This is a genomic window from Alphaproteobacteria bacterium, from assembly GCA_030740435.1.
GTDB lineage: Bacteria > Pseudomonadota > Alphaproteobacteria > UBA2966 > UBA2966.
In genome coordinates this window covers 13,977-30,109 of record JASLXG010000012.1, presented here as the reverse complement: position 1 = coordinate 30,109, position 16,133 = coordinate 13,977, and the positions used below count along the sequence as shown (strand labels likewise).

Annotated in this window: 17 protein-coding genes; 14 read left to right on the top strand and 3 right to left on the bottom strand. The window is 63.5% G+C overall.

What is annotated here, in order from left to right:
- From QGG75_01640 to QGG75_01615, 6 genes are all read left to right on the top strand, one after another.
- On the top strand, positions 1 to 243 hold a 243-nt coding region (locus tag QGG75_01640), incomplete at its 5' end, for an IclR family transcriptional regulator C-terminal domain-containing protein (protein ID MDP6065948.1).
- A gap of 121 nt (positions 244 to 364) precedes the next feature.
- Positions 365 to 1,021 carry a TRAP transporter small permease subunit gene (locus QGG75_01635; GenBank protein ID MDP6065947.1) on the top strand — a complete coding sequence of 219 codons (657 nt, stop codon included), beginning with the start codon at positions 365 to 367 and terminating at the stop codon, positions 1,019 to 1,021.
- Complete coding sequence (locus tag QGG75_01630) at positions 1,021 to 2,388, top strand: TRAP transporter large permease subunit (GenBank protein ID MDP6065946.1); 1,368 nt, start codon at positions 1,021 to 1,023, stop codon at positions 2,386 to 2,388. Before QGG75_01635 ends, QGG75_01630 begins: the two co-directional genes overlap by 1 nt.
- Positions 2,389 to 2,605: 217 nt before the next feature.
- Entirely contained in the window at positions 2,606 to 3,664 is a 1,059-nt protein-coding gene (locus QGG75_01625; GenBank protein MDP6065945.1) for a TRAP transporter substrate-binding protein, read from the top strand.
- A 117-nt stretch (positions 3,665 to 3,781) separates the two neighbouring features.
- Entirely contained in the window at positions 3,782 to 4,540 is a 759-nt protein-coding gene (locus tag QGG75_01620) for an SDR family oxidoreductase (GenBank protein ID MDP6065944.1), read from the top strand.
- Positions 4,541 to 4,572: 32 nt separating this feature from the next.
- The gene (locus QGG75_01615; GenBank protein ID MDP6065943.1) at positions 4,573 to 5,259 is read left to right on the top strand and encodes an RraA family protein; all 687 of its coding nucleotides are present in this window, start codon (positions 4,573 to 4,575) and stop codon (positions 5,257 to 5,259) included.
- Positions 5,260 to 5,948: 689 nt separating this feature from the next.
- On the opposite strand, the gene QGG75_01610 is transcribed toward QGG75_01615, so the two are convergent.
- A complete protein-coding gene (locus tag QGG75_01610; protein ID MDP6065942.1) occupies positions 5,949 to 6,476 on the bottom strand; it encodes a DUF5943 domain-containing protein in 528 nt (175 codons plus the stop codon).
- Here QGG75_01610 and QGG75_01605 point away from each other — a divergent pair.
- Both QGG75_01605 and QGG75_01600 read left to right on the top strand, forming a co-directional pair.
- A complete protein-coding gene (locus QGG75_01605) occupies positions 6,469 to 6,771 on the top strand; it encodes a hypothetical protein (protein MDP6065941.1) in 303 nt (100 codons plus the stop codon). The two genes, QGG75_01610 and QGG75_01605, sit on opposite strands and share 8 nt — an antisense overlap.
- 38 nt (positions 6,772 to 6,809) lie before the next feature.
- Positions 6,810 to 7,790 carry a dipeptidase gene (locus QGG75_01600; GenBank protein ID MDP6065940.1) on the top strand — a complete coding sequence of 327 codons (981 nt, stop codon included), beginning with the start codon at positions 6,810 to 6,812 and terminating at the stop codon, positions 7,788 to 7,790.
- Positions 7,791 to 7,898: 108 nt separating this feature from the next.
- Here QGG75_01600 and QGG75_01595 read toward each other — a convergent pair whose 3' ends face one another.
- On the bottom strand, positions 7,899 to 8,696 hold the full coding sequence (locus tag QGG75_01595) for an SDR family oxidoreductase (protein MDP6065939.1): 798 nt from the start codon (positions 8,694 to 8,696) through the stop codon (positions 7,899 to 7,901).
- Between the two features lie 145 nt (positions 8,697 to 8,841).
- On the opposite strand from QGG75_01595, the gene QGG75_01590 reads away from it, so the two are divergent.
- Genes QGG75_01590 through QGG75_01580 form a run of 3 tightly spaced genes read left to right on the top strand, consistent with a single transcriptional unit; the run spans position 8,842 to position 11,327 of the window.
- The gene (locus QGG75_01590; protein MDP6065938.1) at positions 8,842 to 9,660 is read left to right on the top strand and encodes a hypothetical protein; all 819 of its coding nucleotides are present in this window, start codon (positions 8,842 to 8,844) and stop codon (positions 9,658 to 9,660) included.
- Positions 9,657 to 10,430, top strand: a complete 774-nt coding sequence (fabG, locus tag QGG75_01585) for a 3-oxoacyl-ACP reductase FabG (GenBank protein MDP6065937.1) — start codon at positions 9,657 to 9,659, stop codon at positions 10,428 to 10,430. The genes QGG75_01590 and fabG overlap by 4 nt, the downstream gene beginning before the upstream one ends.
- A gap of 15 nt (positions 10,431 to 10,445) precedes the next feature.
- A complete protein-coding gene (locus QGG75_01580; GenBank protein MDP6065936.1) occupies positions 10,446 to 11,327 on the top strand; it encodes a radical SAM protein in 882 nt (293 codons plus the stop codon).
- A gap of 3 nt (positions 11,328 to 11,330) precedes the next feature.
- Here the strand turns inward: QGG75_01580 and QGG75_01575 are convergent, their stop codons facing one another.
- On the bottom strand, positions 11,331 to 12,710 hold the full coding sequence (locus QGG75_01575; GenBank protein MDP6065935.1) for a hypothetical protein: 1,380 nt from the start codon (positions 12,708 to 12,710) through the stop codon (positions 11,331 to 11,333).
- Between the two features lie 114 nt (positions 12,711 to 12,824).
- On the opposite strand from QGG75_01575, the gene QGG75_01570 reads away from it, so the two are divergent.
- The 3 genes from QGG75_01570 (at position 12,825) to QGG75_01560 (ending at position 16,127) form a co-directional block, all read left to right on the top strand.
- Positions 12,825 to 13,997, top strand: a complete 1,173-nt coding sequence (locus QGG75_01570; protein ID MDP6065934.1) for an acyl-CoA dehydrogenase family protein — start codon at positions 12,825 to 12,827, stop codon at positions 13,995 to 13,997.
- Positions 13,998 to 14,102: 105 nt separating this feature from the next.
- Positions 14,103 to 15,719: a methylmalonyl-CoA mutase family protein gene (locus QGG75_01565; protein MDP6065933.1), complete on the top strand. Its 1,617-nt coding sequence runs from the start codon at positions 14,103 to 14,105 to the stop codon at positions 15,717 to 15,719.
- A 9-nt stretch (positions 15,720 to 15,728) separates the two neighbouring features.
- The gene (locus QGG75_01560) at positions 15,729 to 16,127 is read left to right on the top strand and encodes a cobalamin-dependent protein (GenBank protein ID MDP6065932.1); all 399 of its coding nucleotides are present in this window, start codon (positions 15,729 to 15,731) and stop codon (positions 16,125 to 16,127) included.
- Positions 16,128 to 16,133: the final 6 nt, after the last annotated feature.

Sequence of the window (16,133 nt, the reverse complement as noted above, 5' to 3'; positions counted from 1 at the left end):
GACCGCGGCTATGCCTTGAACAGTGGCGGTGTGGTGCCGGGAATGAGTGCCGTAGGCTTGCCCATAATAACCGCATCCGGCCGTCTCGTCGCCGCGATCGCAATTGGCGCGATCAACGACCGGATGAGGCAAGGGCGGATTGAAACTGTGCTTATCCCGGCATTACGCAATGAAGCCAACCGCCTTTCAGCCGACATTCCCCAGATAGCCTCCAAATCCATGGAAACCGTACCATCAAAGTGAGAATTTGGTATGAAACACAGCAACAATAGCACCATGCAGGGCCTGGCACTTCCGGCCGTGGATGGAGCGTATTCTGGCATTGTCCATCCCATCACCAGGGAGGGACATATTGCCTAAAACGATGCGGTACTTGCTGGTTATTGCCACCAAGCTGGAACAAATAATCCGTTTTTTTGGGCGCCTCGGCGGCTGGGTCGTGGTTCCGCTCATCGCCATTATCATCTTCGATATCCTGACGCGAAAATTCTATTGGAGCCAACAGTTGATCTCCAACAGTTGGGCCTTCGATTACATATCCTCTGGACACCTGCAGGACTGGGAATGGCATCTGCACACGGTTCTGTTTCTGATGGTGCTTGGATACGCCTACGTTCGCAACAGTCACGTTCGCGTCGATCTGATACGTGAAGGACTTTCGCCGAGGGCGCAGGCCTGGATAGAGTTTCTTGGCTGCCTTGTTTTTCTCATTCCTTTCGCCGCGTTGCTCATTTATCTAACCTTGCCTTTTCTCGAAAGGTCGTGGATGTACGATGAGCAATCGCAATCCTTCACTGGTCTTAAGCACCGATGGATAATCAAGAGTTTTCTGCTGCCTGGATTCGTGCTGGCTTTGATGGCAGGCGTCGCCACCTTTCTCCGCTCCACCGTCTACTTGTTTGGCCCCGTGACGTTGCGCCAGGCGGCCGAGCTTAGTGCCATCACCAAGAACTATTCAAATCCGCCGGTAGAGAGCGGAGAAACGGCACCCGATGAGGGTCGGCCGAACGGGAATCAGTAATGTTCTACTGGGAAGATTATCTACCGGTATACATGTTCATCACTCTCGCGGTGCTGCTGTTTACCGGCTTTCCGGTAGCCTTCATTCTGGGCGGTCTGGCCCTGGCCTTCGGTATGATCGGTTGGTTTGTGGGTCTGTTTTCACCGATCGAATTTTTCAATATCATCCCTCGTATTTGGGGCGGCTCAGCGGATAATCTGGTGCTGGTGGCGGTGCCCTGCTTCGTTTTCATGGGCACCATGCTGGAGCGGGCGGGCATCGCCAACAGCCTCCTGCATATTCTGCAGGTCTTGATGCGACGAATTCCGGGCAGCATGGCGCTTGGCGTCACGTTCATGGGTACCATTTTGGCGGCCACCACCGGGATCATAGCCGCCTCGGTGACGATGATGGCGGTTCTGGCGCTGCCGCCCATGTTGCGCCAGGGCTACAACACCGAACTGGCGACCGGTACCATCGCCGCGTCCTCCTGCCTCGGCATCTTGATCCCGCCCAGCATCATGCTGGTGATCATGGCCGATCTTCTGGGCATTTCAGTGGGCATCCTGTTTGCCGCCGCGGTGTTCCCGGGCCTGATACTCTCCGGACTCTACACTACCTATATCGTGGTCGTAACGAGTTGGCGGCCGCATTTGGCGCCAGCTTTGACGCTGGAGCAAATGCCCGCAAGCCAGCGCCAAACCTGGGAACTGGTGTTCAAGGGGTTTCTGCCGCCGATCTTTCTCATATTTCTGGTGCTCGGCTCCATCCTCGGAGGAGTCGCAACGCCGACCGAAGCGGGCGCCGTCGGCGCCGCCGGAGCGATAATTCTGGCAATTGTCAATCGCAATCTAAGCGGAGCCATTCTACGCGATGTCGTGGATCGCACCTCGCTCATCATCGGCATGGTCTTTTTCATCCTGATTGCCGCGTCGTCCTTCAGCTACGTCTTTCGCTCGCTCGGTGGCGATGAAATCATCGTCAACGCCATCAACGCTACAGGACTCGATTCATGGGGCGTCCTGGTGCTTCTGATGGCTACCGTGTTCATACTCGGGTTCTTTTTCGACTGGATAGAAATTTCCCTTATCGTTCTTCCTGTGTTCGCCCCGGTAGTCGAACAGTTCGATTTCGGCACTCATATCGCCGGCCGCGAAGTCATCTATTGGTTCTCTATTCTGATTGCGGTGAATTTGCAGACGTCTTTCTTGACGCCACCGTTCGGCTTTGCGCTTTTCTTCATCAAGGGCGTCGCCCCGCCCTCCGTCACCATGCGCCACATCTATCGTGGGATTGTGCCCTTCGTGGCATTGCAATTGATTGGCTTGAGTTTGGTGCTGGCCTTTCCGCAGATCGCGATGTGGCTGCCCAACCAGGTATTCGACTGATGAAATTCAATAGCACAAATGTGGGAGAACGAAATCGTCGAAGTTTGCCGGTCGGAGGCACTCTACCCTCCTGCCGAACAGCGACAAATACCACACCCTTATCGACGGAGATTGGAGGTAACGTCAAAATAGCTCAGGCACGATTTTCAGCGTGGTAAACATCACTCTTTCGCCGCAAATCGCGGCGCTGTGAAAATATCACAAGGGAGAAAATCAGATGGCAAGGCATAGTATTTCAGGATCGGTTCTGGCTGCCTCTTTGGCCGCCGTTCTGGCGTTCGGCCTGGCTGGCGGTGGCCAGGCGGCGGAGCGAGTGGTCTGGAAAATGCACTCGGCTTTTCCCAGTAAGCTCAAGATACTGGGAAGTGGCGCCATGCGGGTCGTGGACATGGTCGGGAAGTTGTCGAAAGGCGAGTTCCGGCTCAAGTTCTATGAGCCGAACGCGCTGCTGCCGGCCTTCGATTACCTGGACGGCGTCGCTTCCGGTGCGGTGCCGGTAGCCTGGAGCATTGCCTCCCTGCACGCCGGTCGCATACAAGCGCTGACCTTCTATGGCGCCGTGCCTTTCGGCCCGCGGCCCGGGGAATTCCTGGCTTGGCTTAAGTATGGCGGCGGTCAGGACCTGCATGACGAACTCTACAAACGCCTCGGCCTGAAGGTGCTTCTCTGCGGCATCTTCCCACCCGAATCCTCGGGCTGGTTCAAGAAAGAGGTGAAGTCGATCGACGAAATGCGAGGCATGAAGTTTCGCATTGGCGGCTTCGGCGCCAAGGTCTTGCAAAAGTTCGGCGTTTCGACCCAGTTGATCGCCGGCGGCGACATCTATCCGGCGCTCGAACGCGGCACCATCGACGCCACCGAGTTCTCCATGCCCGTGGTCGACGAGGGCTTCGGCTTCTTCCAGATCGCCAAGCACTATTACTTCCCCGGCTGGCATCAGCAGGCAACGCTGCAGCACCTCGACATCAACCTGAAGGCCTGGGATAGCTTGTCGCAATGGCATAAGGATATCCTCGAGACGTCCTGCAACGCCAACGTCGCCTTGGCCATCGCCGAAGGCGAGGGACTGCAATACGCCGCCATCCGGCGCATGCAGGCCAAGGGTGTGCAGGTGCATGGCTGGCCTCAGGAGTCTCTGGACAAGCTGGAGGCGGCCTGGAAGGAGGTCATGAATGAAGCGGCCGCGGGAGACAAGGATGTCAAGCGCGTCTGGGATTCCTACCAGACCTTCCGCGAGCAGTACTCGGTCTGGGGTAATCTGGGCTACCTCAAGTAAGAACCGGCGATTGCCGGGCTGCTTGCCCAGTGCTTGTCGCGGGGGGGTATCGCAACCTCCCCGCGACTTTTCTAATCCAGCGCCAGGGGCGATTCCTGGCGGGATACGGAGGACGCTATGAAACTGGCCGACAGGGTCGCCGTCGTCACGGGGGCCGGCAACGGCATAGGCCAGGCGATTGCTCGGACCTTCGCCAGCGAAGGGGCAAGCATTGTCTGTGCCGACATCGATCTTGCGGCGGCCCAGGCGACGGCAACCGAATTGCCCTCGCAAGCCATTGCCAGCGAGACCGACGTGGGCGAATACCAGGCCTGCGTGACCATGATCGAGCGTGCGATCGAGCATTTCGGACGCGTCGACATCATGGTGAACAACGCCGGCATCGCGCCGATGAGCCGTTTTCTCGACGTCGAACCGGCAGTTTTCGAACGGGTCATGGCGGTCAACGTGAGCGCCGCATTGTTCTGCGGCCAAGCCGCCGCCCGCGACATGGCAAGCCGCAATTGGGGCCGGATCATCAATATCGCCTCGATATCGGGCCAGAGGGCAGGCCTCGGCCGCACCAGCTACGGCACCTCCAAAGGCGCCGTCATCCAACTGACGAAACAAATGGCCATGGAACTCGGTGCTCTCGGCATCACCGCCAACGCTATTGCCCCCGGCCCCGTCGATACCGAGACTGCCCGGGCCGGCCACACGCCGGAAACGCGTGAGGTCTATTTGCGCATGATTCCGCTCGGGCGTTACGGCGAGACCACCGAGATCGCGGCCGCGGCGCTCTTTCTGGCCTCGGAAGACGCCGCTTATGTCAATGGCCATGTGCTCGACGTCGACGGCGGTTTCATGGCGGCCGGCATCAGCTTTGGCGACTATTGACATGCTCTAGCCACGATCAGGAGAAGCCGCAGATGATCGAAGGACCCCCCTTGCTGACCGTTCGCCGCAACTTCCGCCGTCCCTCCAAAGCCAAGCTGAAGGCCTTCGCGGGCGCCACCACCGCCATGGTGGTCGATGCCCAGGCCGGCCGCGGCGCCTTGGACCACCGCGTCAAGCCGCTCGATCCCGCCAGCCGTTTCGTCGGACCGGCCATCACCGCCTGGTGCGGGCCCTACGACAACCTGGCGGCGCTGGCCGCCCTCGAGTTGGCCCGGCCCGGCGACGTCGTCGCCATCGCGGCAGCGGGTTTCGAAGGCACGGCGGTGATCGGCGACCGCTTCGCCGGTATGGCCGGCAACCGGCGGCTCGGGGCCATCGTAACCGACGGGCTGGTGCGCGAAAGGGCCGGCATCCTGGAGGCCGGCGTGCCGTGCTATGCCATGGGGCTCTCTGCCAACTCGCCCTTTGCCAATGGCTGCGGCGAGGTTGGATTGGTTATCGTGCTGGGCGGCGTTGCCGTCGCCGCCGGCGATTTGCTGATCGGCGACGAGGAAGGCGTCGTGGTGGTGCCCCGGGCCAATATCGACGAGGTGCTGGCGGCGCTCGAGGGGGTAAAGGCCAACGAGGCGCGATTGGAGCGCGAGGTCCGCGAGGGTGCCACGGGATTTGCCTTCGTCAAGGAACTGCTGAACTCGCCGGCCACCCGGTATGTGGACTGAGCGGCGCGCAGGTCTTCGGACTCGAGCTCAGGCGAGGCGGCTTGAGAGCCCACCGCCAACAGGCAGCACGACGTTGTTGACGTACCTCGCTTCGTCCGTGGTCAGGAACAAGACGGCGTAGGCGATGTCCCGGGCATCTTCCATTTTGCCCGTCGGCGATTGGGGCCGATGACGTCGATTCAGCCCCGTCCCAAGCATGCTCGCTGTACCTCCGGCACCGAAAGCCCAGCCGGCGAAGGCCGACATACGTGCCCAATTTGTTCGCTTTCCCCTTCATCGCCTTCGCCTTTCCCTGCCAGCCATTTCCTTTACTTGGCACTGTCCGCGCGAACACCAGCGTAATCGTGTCCTGACATTCTTCAACCCTGAGCACGTTCCTCTGGAGGCAGCCTACCACATCCTGAAATCCGTCTGACGTCCGCGCCTATGAGGCAGATTTGGTTTATTGAACAAAGCAGGGATATTCGACGAGCGACGCGTTATCGGTTTTCGGCCGCAGAGAAGATCCCTGTCGTCGTCGACGGCCAACGTTGAGCCACCAATTTCAGGCTGGCAAACCGAATGTCCGCCAACATGCATGCTGGCCCTCTGAGTCAAACCGGGCGAGGGCGGCAAAGATCGTGATGTGGCGGCGGCTGGCGGCGGCCAGGACGGCGAGGCCGGGTCCGGTCACGGCCTATTGCCGGGGCCTATTCTGCCGGTTCGACCTCGAACAAACAGTAATCAGCGCCGTTGGCGGCGCATTGGACTTCGCGCGCTTGCAAGGTCCTCGGCCGGTCGCTGTCGGCGCAGGCAAACTTCATGCCGCCGCAAAGCGGGCCTGTGAACATGTAGCAAACGCTGCGCCCGCCGTCGCGCCCGTATTCGGCGACAAACGCCGAATGGTCGAGACGCACCCTCGCTCTGCCAGCCTCGGCGTCGATCTCGAGAAGAGACAGGCGGCCCCAACCCCGCTGGGTCATCCGCTTCATGTAATGCTCGAACACCGCGGTACCGGAGAGCCCATGGGTCCCGGCTTCCTTCTTGCACCACTCGAGGGCCGCCCAATAGCCGGCCTTGAACAGGATATCCGCGTTGGCCTCGACCCCGAAGGCGGCCTCGGTTTCCCTGTGAACGGCGACCCAGAAGTGGCGGGGCACCAGGATCATGGGGACGCCATCGACCGACCAGGTAGCGGTCTGCGGATCGACTTCGATGGGGACTTCGGGTTTGTTCATTTCGCCCTGCTTTCCTGACTTTCCATTTCCCCCAGACCTCCGCGAGGCCGGCCGGGCCCAAGCCGCCGAAACCGAGCATCGACAGGACCAAGACGGCCAAGGCAAGCGTCCAGCCATAATAGCTGAGGTGCACGTCCCCCATTCCTACTTTCTGATCGATTGCGTCACGCCCGCCCCCGCCTTCAAGATCGCCGACCGTCGTATCATCTTGCGGGACGGCGTCGTCAGCGACGGCGGTTTTGTAAAGTCATTGCAAGGCGATCATGATGATATCGTGCGAACCATCTATCTCTGACAGGGTGTTCGGGCACACAAAGTGAACTGGGGAATCAGATGAAGGGCGTGGAATTGCATGAAGATGCCGTCGTATTCGACGGGCTGATCATTTCCAATTGGAGCCGCGAGGTGTTCGAGGATATGCGCCGGGGCGGTCTGACGGCCGCCAACTGCACGTGTTCGGTGTGGGAGGGCTTCCATGACACCATGGTCAACATCGGGCAATGGAACCGTTGGTTCCAGGAGCATGACGATCTGATTCTGAAGGCCCGGACGACAGCCGATATCCGCGCCGCCAAGGAGCAGGGCAAGACGGCCGTGGTCTTGGGTTTCCAGAATACGTCCGCCTTCGAGGACCGCCTCGAATTCGTCGAGATCTTCAAGGATGCGGGTATCGGCATCGTCCAGGTGGCCTACAACACCCAGAACCTGGCCGGCAGCGGCTGCTATGAGTCGATTGATTCCGGTCTGTCGGATTTCGGTCGCGAGGTGGTTGCCGAGATGAACCGGGTCGGCATGTTGTGCGATCTCAGCCACGTTGGCTCCGTCACCTCCCGCGACGTCATCGAGGCCTCCCGGAAACCAGTCGCCTACACCCACTGCCTGCCGGCGGGGCTAAAAGAGCACCCGCGCAACAAAACGGACGAGGAACTGCGTTTCATCGCTGATCACGGCGGCTTCATCGGCGTCACCATGTTCCCGCCGTTCCTCAGGCGCGGCGCTGATTCCACCGTCGACGACTACATTGAAGCCTTCGACTACATCATCGATATCGCCGGTGAAGACCGCATCGGCATCGGCACCGACTTCACCCAGGGCCACGGCGGATCGTTTTTCGAATGGCTCACCCGGGACAAGGGCTATGCGCGTACCCTCACCGATTTCGACGAAATCAAGTTCCCCGATGGCTTTTCGACGATCGGCGACTTTCCAAACCTGACGGCGGCCATGGAGCGGGCCGGCTGGACGGCGACCCGGATCGGCAACATCCTCGGCCTCAACTGGTTGCGCTTGCTCGACGAGGTTTGGGCGCCGTGACGGGAGGTCCGCGACGGCGCCACCGGAATTGCCTTCGTCTATGAGCCGCTTGACTCACCGGCCACCCGCTATTTGGACTGAGCGGCGCGCAGGGTTGCGGTTCCAAGCTCAGGCGAAGCGGCCCGAGAGCCCGCCGTCGACGGGAAGCACGACGCTGTTGACGTACTTCGCTTCGTCCGAGGCCAGGAACAGGGCGGCGTAGGCGATGTCCCAGGCATCTCCCATTTTGCCCGTCGGCGATTGGGCATCGCGCTGCCTTATCATCTCGTCGTGGTCGCCACCGTAGGCCTGGCGCATCGGCTTGACGATCATCGGCGTGTTGAGAAGGCCGGGCAGGATGCAGTTGGCGCGAATGCCCTTGGCCGCGTACTGCAGGGCGATGTTGCGCGTGAGGGCGATGACGGCACCCTTCGAGGCCGTGTAGGAGGCTTGTGGGAAGCCCGGATAGCGGATGGCGGCGAGTGAGGAAATGGTGATGATGGCACCGTTGCCCTGACGTTCCATAACCGGCAGCACGTACTTGCAGGCCAGAAACACGCTTTTCACGTTGACGTCGAGCAAGTGCTGCCAGTTCTCCTCGGCGATCTCCACCGGGCCGCCGAGTTCGACGATGCCGACGTTGTTGTGCAGCACATCGATGCGCCCATAGCGCTCGAGGCAAACTTCGACCAGGCCCTCGACGTCAGCGGCCAGCGAGGCGTCGGCCGTGTGGGCCGTACAATCACCGCCCTCGCCAGCAATGATTTCCTCGGTTTCCCGGGCCGCCTCAGGGTTCACGTCGACCGCCAGCACCCGCGCGCCCTCGCGCGCGAAAAGCACCGCCGACGCCTTGCCATTACCCCAACCCGGCCCGCTCGAGCCCGCCCCGATGACGATGGCGACCTTGGCTTTCAAGCGATCCGGCATGGTTCATCCTTCAAGATATTGTTGGCTTTGTCCGCCAGCAAAAGGCGTTGTGCGGCCTGCAATCGCCAAACTGGACCGGCGCCCGCCCAGACGCCACAATAGCGGCATTGGGGCGTCTCGGGGGCGGAAACGGAGCGGAAAATTCATGGCCAACGAAATCATCGCAGACGGCATCGTAATCGCCGATACGGTGACCAAGCTGGGTGACGAATGCCCCGGCAACGTGCTCATCGGCGGCTCGCACGGCGGCGTCTATGCCGCTTACCTGGCCTGCAAGGCCGGCGTCCGCGGCGTCATCCTCAACGACGCCGGCCGGGGCAAGGACGAGGCCGGCATCGGCGGCGGCGCCTATTGCCAGGAGCTGGCCATTCCCTACGCCACCGTCGACACCATGACGGCGCGCATCGGCAACGGCCGCGACATGGCAACGCGGGGCGTCATCAGCTTCGCCAATCCGCTGGCCGCTGAGCTCGGCGTCACGGTCGGCATGACTTCGCGGGCGGCGGCCGAGGCACTTCAGGCCGCCGAACTCGCAGAAAAGCCCGTGCCGGCCTACGAGGAAGCGCGCAGCGAGCTGCCGGCCGCCGCCGGCCAGCGCCAAATCGTGATCGTCGACAGCGCCTCGCTGGTCTACGCGCAAGACACCGGGCGCATCATCGTCACCGGCAGCCACGGCGCACTGCTGGGCGGCGAGGTTGGTTCCCCCCTGATGGTCGATGCCTTCGCCGCCTTCTACAACGACGCCGGCGGCGGTGCCGACGGCATCGGGTTCTCGCGCCTGGCGGCCCTTGACGAGCGCAACATCGTGGCCGCCACCGTGGCCGCCATGAGCGCCCGCATCGGCGACGGCCGCTCGACCTACGGCGACGGCATGCTTTCGCATGTCAATCAGGCGGCGGCGGCCCTGGGCGCCGAAATAGGCCAGCCGCTCAAGGACTTCATCGCCGGGATGGTGGCGTCATGAGCGCGGCGAAAAAGTCCGCCATCGTCACCGGCGGCGGCGGCGGCCTGGGCCGGGCCATGGCGGCGGCGCTGGCCAACGACGGCCTGGCGGTACTTTGCGCCGACATGGACGGCGACATCGCCGCCAGTGCGGCGGCGGAAATCACCGCCTCGGGCGGCCGGGCGGCGGCCTGCGTGGTCGACGTCTGCGACCAGGCTTCGGTCGACGCCATGGTGGTGGCGGCCAACGAAATAGCGCCCGTGGCGCCGCCATTGGTGCTGGTCAATTGCGCCGGCATCGGCGAGCAAACGCCTTTCCTGCGCCAGACGACCGAGGAATTCGAGCGCATCATCGAGGTCAACCTGACCGGCAGCTACCGCTCGGCCAAGGCGGTGGCGCCCGGCATGATCCAGGCCGGCTGGGGGCGCATCGTCAACATCGCCTCGGTGGCCGGCCTGCAGGGCGTCTCGGGGCGCGTCGGATACGTTTCTTCCAAGCACGGCGTGGTGGGCCTGACCAAGACCCTGGCCATCGAACTGGCGCCCCACGGCATAACGGTCAACGGCGTCGCGCCCGGGCCCGTCAACACGCCGCTCACCGACCGCGTGCACAGCGACAAGACGCGCGAGATCTACCACCGCAACATGCCGCTGGGGCGCTACGGCACGCCGGAAGAAATCGCCCACGCCGTGGCCTTTCTTGCATCCGAAGGGGCCAGCTATATCACCGGGCACACGCTGCCGGTCGACGGCGGTTTCGTGGCCACGGCGGCGATCTTCGAGGTCGAGTAGCAAGGCCGCCGTTCCATGCCCGTCACCTACGACATGCCGCTCTACCGGCCGCCCAGCGAGGGGCCGAATTTGATCATCCAGGCGACGCTGGGGTGCTCGTTCAACCGCTGCACGTTTTGTTCGATGTACAGGACCAAGACCTACGTCGAGCGCGAGCCGGACCAGGTCTTTGCCGACATCGATACGGCGGCTGCCGACTGGCCGCAGGCGCATCGGGTCTTTTTGGCCGACGGCGACGCCCTGGGCCTGGATTGCGGACGATTGCACGCCATCCTGGACCACCTGGGGGAACACTTTCGCGACCTGGCCCGGGTTTCGGTCTACGCCACGCCCAAGAACCTGCTCGACAAGTCGGTAGACGAACTCGCCGCCCTCAAGAGGGCGGGGCTTTCGCTGGTCTATCTCGGCATCGAATCCGGCGCCACGCCGATCCTCAAGAAGATCCGCAAGGGCGCCTCGCAGAAGACCCTGGCGCAGGCGCTGGAGCGCGCCTTTGAGGCCGGGCTCAAGGTCTCGGCCACGGTCATCCTGGGGCTTGGCGGCCGGGCCGACTGGCGCCAGCACATCGAAGGCACGGCCGAGCTGGTCAACCAGGCACCGCCGACTTATCTCTCGACCCTGGAGCTCGGCCTGGAGGAGGGCGCCGCGGCCGACTTCATGGCGGCCCAGAAGGCGCCCTTCGAGTTCCAGGACGACGCCGCGATTTTGGCCGAGCAGGCGCTGTTGCTGAGCTTGCTGGAGCCGTCCAGGCCCGTCATCTTCCGCTCCAACCATGCCTCCAACAGCCTGGCGCTGGCCGGCAACCTGCCGCGCGACCGCGAGCGCCTGCTGGCGGAGCTCGGCGCCGCCATGGCCGGCGCCATTCCCTTGCGCCCGCGTTTCCTGCGCGGGTTCTGAGCCTCACCAGACGGCGCGCAGAAAAATCACGAACCCCGCCACCGTGGTCGAGGCGGCGAAGGTAAAGGGCGCGTTCCAGACCCAGGCCACGGTGAGGTTGTTCTCGCCGGTCAGGCGCGAGAGGTAGAGCACCGTCGCCGAGACCGGCGAGACGTTGGTGCCGAGCCCCCAGAGCGCCATCAGCATCAAGGCCAGCAGCTCCGGCCTGAGGCCCAAATCGGCCGGCGTCAAGGTGGTCAGAATCAGCGTGCCGATGATCACCGGGTGCAGCCCCAGCGCGGCGGCCGACAGGAAGCCCCAGGCCAGCAGCAGAATGACGGTGTTGGCGCCCAGGCCACTGGCGGCCAGGGCGGCGGCCACGGCGCCGGGATCGAGGATGGCGGCGATGCCGGCCCCCATGACGTTGGCGCCCAGGAACAGCACCGCCTCGCTGCGCAGGCTGGCGAAGGCGCCCACCACCTGCCAGGACAGGTCGCGCCTCGACGCCAGCGCCCGGCCCGGCCCGGCTATGCGGCCGCGCCAAGCCAGCGCCAGCGGCGGTGCCACCAGGCCGAGTGCAATGGGGATGGAGAAACCGAAGCCCTCGACCAGAGCCAGGGTGCCGGCGAACAGCAGCGCCAGAATCGTCGCCGTGCCCCGCCAGGCCCGGGCCGGCACGCCGGCACTGGGGGAGGCTGGCTGTGCCGCCGCCCGGCGCGGCCGGCCGAGGCGGTCGATGAGCCAGCTCAAGAACACCAGCATCGCCCCCAGTGCGATGCCGTAGGGCGCCACGTCGAGCCAGGCGACCATGGGCAGCAGCGCCAGGATCACCGCGGCGCCGACGAAAAAGGGCGACCAGCAGGTGCTGGTGGCGAAGCCCTGGGCCATGGCCCGGCCCAGCCGGCGGCGCAAGGCGCGGTCTTCCTGGTGACTGACCATGCCCGACAAGAGCGAAATGCCGGCCAGATTGAAGGCCATGCCCAGGACGTGGGCGGCGGTGCCCAGGAAGGCGAAACGCCGGCCCGGCGGCTGCGCCACCACCATGTCGCGGATGGCGCCCAGCGAGGGGCTTTCGCCGGCCGGCACCTGCAGCCAGGCGACGGCGCCAAACAGCACCAGGAAGGGTAGCGTACGCCCCAGGCCGTCCCACAAGGCCTTGGCCGCGGTGGCAAACGCCTCACCGCTTCCGGCCGTCAGCGCCGCCGCCAGGCCCAGGGCCATGAGCAGGCTGCCGACCAGCCGCGGTATTGCAGGCACGCGGCGAAACTCGATGACCACAAACAGCGCCAGCGTCAGATTGGCCACCGCCACCAGAGCCTGGGCCTGGTAGAGCGCCTCGATCACCGTGGCGCCATAGGCCGCCGCGAACAGCCAGGGCGCCAGTTTGGCCGGAGTGGCGGACAAGGTCGTTAACCTAACGATCGTTAGTTTCCATTGCCTTCACGTTCCGCTAAGATGGGGCATTAAGCAAGCCCAGCCAGGGAGACGACACAGGGAGTCGACTCAAGGAGTGACATTGTGGATTTCGCCCTTTCCGACGAACAGCGCATGATTCTCGATTACGGCGACCAGTTGGCCAAGACCTATGACCGCGCCTACTGGATGGACAAGGCCGAGAAGCACGAATTCCCCATGGAAATGTGGCGCCAAGCCGGTGCCGACGGCTTCATCGGCGTCATGGTGCCGGAGGAATACGGCGGCTCCGGCCTGGGCATGATGGAGCTTTGCCTGTTGATGGAGGGCCTGGCCAACAACGGCGTGCCGCTCTTGTTCCTGGTCGTCACCTCGGCCATGGCGCTGGGCTACCTCTCCGAATACGGCAGCGAGGAACAGAAGCGCAAGTACCTGCCCGACGCCTGCACCGGCGAGAAGAATTTCTGCTTCGCCATCACCGAGGCCAACGCCGGCTCGAACAGCATGAAGATCCAGACCGCGGCCAAGCCGGTGGGCGACGCCAGCGAGGGCCGTTTCCTGCTGAACGGCTCCAAGACCTTCATCACCGGCGCCGACGTGGCGCACTACGGCCTCGTGGTGTCACGCACCACGCCGCTGGCCGAAGCCGCCCGCAAGACCGACGGCTTCACCATCTTCATCGTCGACATGAACGCCAAGGGCGTCGAAAAGCGGCCCATCGACATCTCCATCAAGGCACCGGAGATGCAGTTCCAGCTTTTCTTCGACGACGTCGAAGTAAGCCAAGAAGACGTCATCGGCGAGGTCGACCGTGGCTTCGACATTCTCTTCGATACCCTCAACCCGGAACGCATCATGGTGGCCGCCATGGCCATCGGGCTGGGCCGTTTCGCCATCAATCAGGCCGTCGAATACAGCCGCGAGCGTGTGGTTTTCGATGTCCCCATCGGCTCCCACCAGGGTTTGCAGCATCCCCTGGCGGCGGCCAAGACGGAGGTCGAGATGGCTTGCCTGATGACCCACAAGGCAGCCTGGGCCTTCGACCAGGGCCTGCCGGCGGGCGAGTATTCCAACATGGCCAAGTATTTCAGCGCCGAGGCCGGCATCCACGCCGTCGATGCCGCCGTGCAGTGTTTCGGCGGCAACGCCTTCACCAAGGACTACGGCATCTTCGACATCTATCCGATCGTGCGGCTGTTGCGCACGGCACCGCTCAACCGCGAGATCATCCTGAGCTACATCGGCGAGCACGTCATGGGCATGCCGCGGTCGTACTGAGCGGCAAGGAAGGAGCGGACCATGCTAAGCAAGAAATTTCTCACGGAGATGCGCTCCCGGGCCAAAACCTGGATGAGCGAACGCTAAGGCCGGGCCGCCGAGCGCATGGGCGAACGCAAGCCGGCCTTCGAGACCAACGCCGGCATCCCCGTGGCGCCGCTCTATACGCCTGCCGACTTGGCCGATCAGGACTATTTCGCAAGCCTCGGCCTGCCTGGCGAGTACCCCTTCACCCGCGGCACCTACGCCGTCGGCTACCGTTCGCGCTATTGGCAGCCGAACGCCTATGCCGGCTTTGGCACCGGCCCCGACACCAACGAACGCCTGAAGTTCGCGCTGTCGCAGGGCGAGACGGCGCTGAATTTGATCATGGACGTGCCGACGTCTTATTGGGGCATCGATTCCGACGATCCCCTGGCCGAGGGCGAAGTGGGCCGCACCGGTCTCGCCATGAACTCGATCGACGACATGGCGGATGCCTTCGCCGACATCCCCATCGAAAGGATCTCGGTGACCCTCAATCCCACCTCCGTGGTGGTACCGTCGATCTACTTCGCCATGGCCGAGGAGCGCGGCATCGCGCTTCGCGATCTCAAGGGCACGTGCCGCAACAACCCGCTGGTCGACTACGTCTCGTGCAATTCCGGCGTCATGCCGGCGCCCCAGGACGCACTGCGCGAACTCGCCGACTTCGTGGCCTTTACCCAGGAGCACACGCCCAATTGGCACCCCTTCAACATCGGCTCCTATGAATACCGCGAAAACGGCGTTACGGCGGTGCAGGAACTGGGGTTTCTGTTCGGCAACACCATCGCCTACACCGATGCCCTGATCGAGCGCGGCATGGCCTTCGACGACTTCGCGCCCAAGTACCTCTTTTATACCTCGGTGCAGACCAATCTCTTTGAGGAGGTCGCCAAGATCCGGGCCGCCCGGCGCATGTGGGCCAAGCTGGCGCGTGATCGTTACGGCGCCCAGAATCCGGCCTCGCTGCTGTTTCGCATCCACGCCCAGACCTCGGGCTTCACGCTGACCGCCGAGGAGCCCTTGAACAACATCGCCCGGGCTACCATCCAGGGCCTGGCGGCGGTGCTCGGCGGCACCAACTCGCTCTATACCGATCCCTACGACGAGGCGCTCTGTCTGCCCTCTGAGCTGGGCCTGCGCACTGCCATGCGCACGCAGCAGATCATCATGGAAGAGAGCGGCGTGGCCGACACCATCGACCCCCTCGGGGGGTCTTACTATGTAGAGTCATTGACCAATGCCATGGAGGAGGGCGCCAACGAAGTGCTGGCCGAAATCGAATCCCAGGGCGGCATGGTCAAGGCCATCGAGAACGGCTGGGCCTCCGCCGAATCGGAACGCTCGGTGGCGCACTATTTGAGCCGCGTGGCGTCCGGTGAACATGTCGTCGTGGGCCAGAACAAGTACCGCACGGACGAGCCCGTCGAGCGCAGCGTCTTCCGCATCGATCCGGCCTTCGAACAGCGCCAGAAAGACCGTCTGGTCAAGCTGCGGGCCGAGCGCGACGACGCGCTGGTGGCCGAGAGGCTCGAGGCCTTGCGCCAGGCCGTGCGCGAGGACCACGACATGGTGCGGCCCTGCATCGAGGCGGCCAAGGCGCGCGCCACCTTCGGCGAGATGACCCAGGCCATCTACGGCGAGATGAAGTCGTTCCGCGAGGACTTCCGCGACCTCAAGCTGCGCATGTACGCCTAGGGGCGGCCCATGAACCCTGGAAAACGAACCCGCGTGCTGCTGGCCAAGCCGGGGCTGGACGGCCACGACCTGGGCATCAAGGCGGTGGCCCGGGCCTTGCGCGACGACGGCATGGAGGTGATCTACCTCGGCCTCAACGTCAGCCCCGAAACCGCCGTCGGCGCCGCCATCCAGGAATCGGCCGACGTGCTTGGCATCAGCTGCCTGTCGGGCTCGCACCTCTTGATGACCGAGAAAATCCTCGGCGTCATGACGGCCCAGAAGGTCGAGGACCTCAAGCTGGTGGTCGGCGGCATCATCCCCGACGAGGACGTGCCGGTGCTCGAGGACATGGGCGTGGCGGCGATCTTCAACACCGGCACCCCCATGCCCGACATCGTCGCCGCCATCAACGGCCTGGCGGCCTAGACGCCG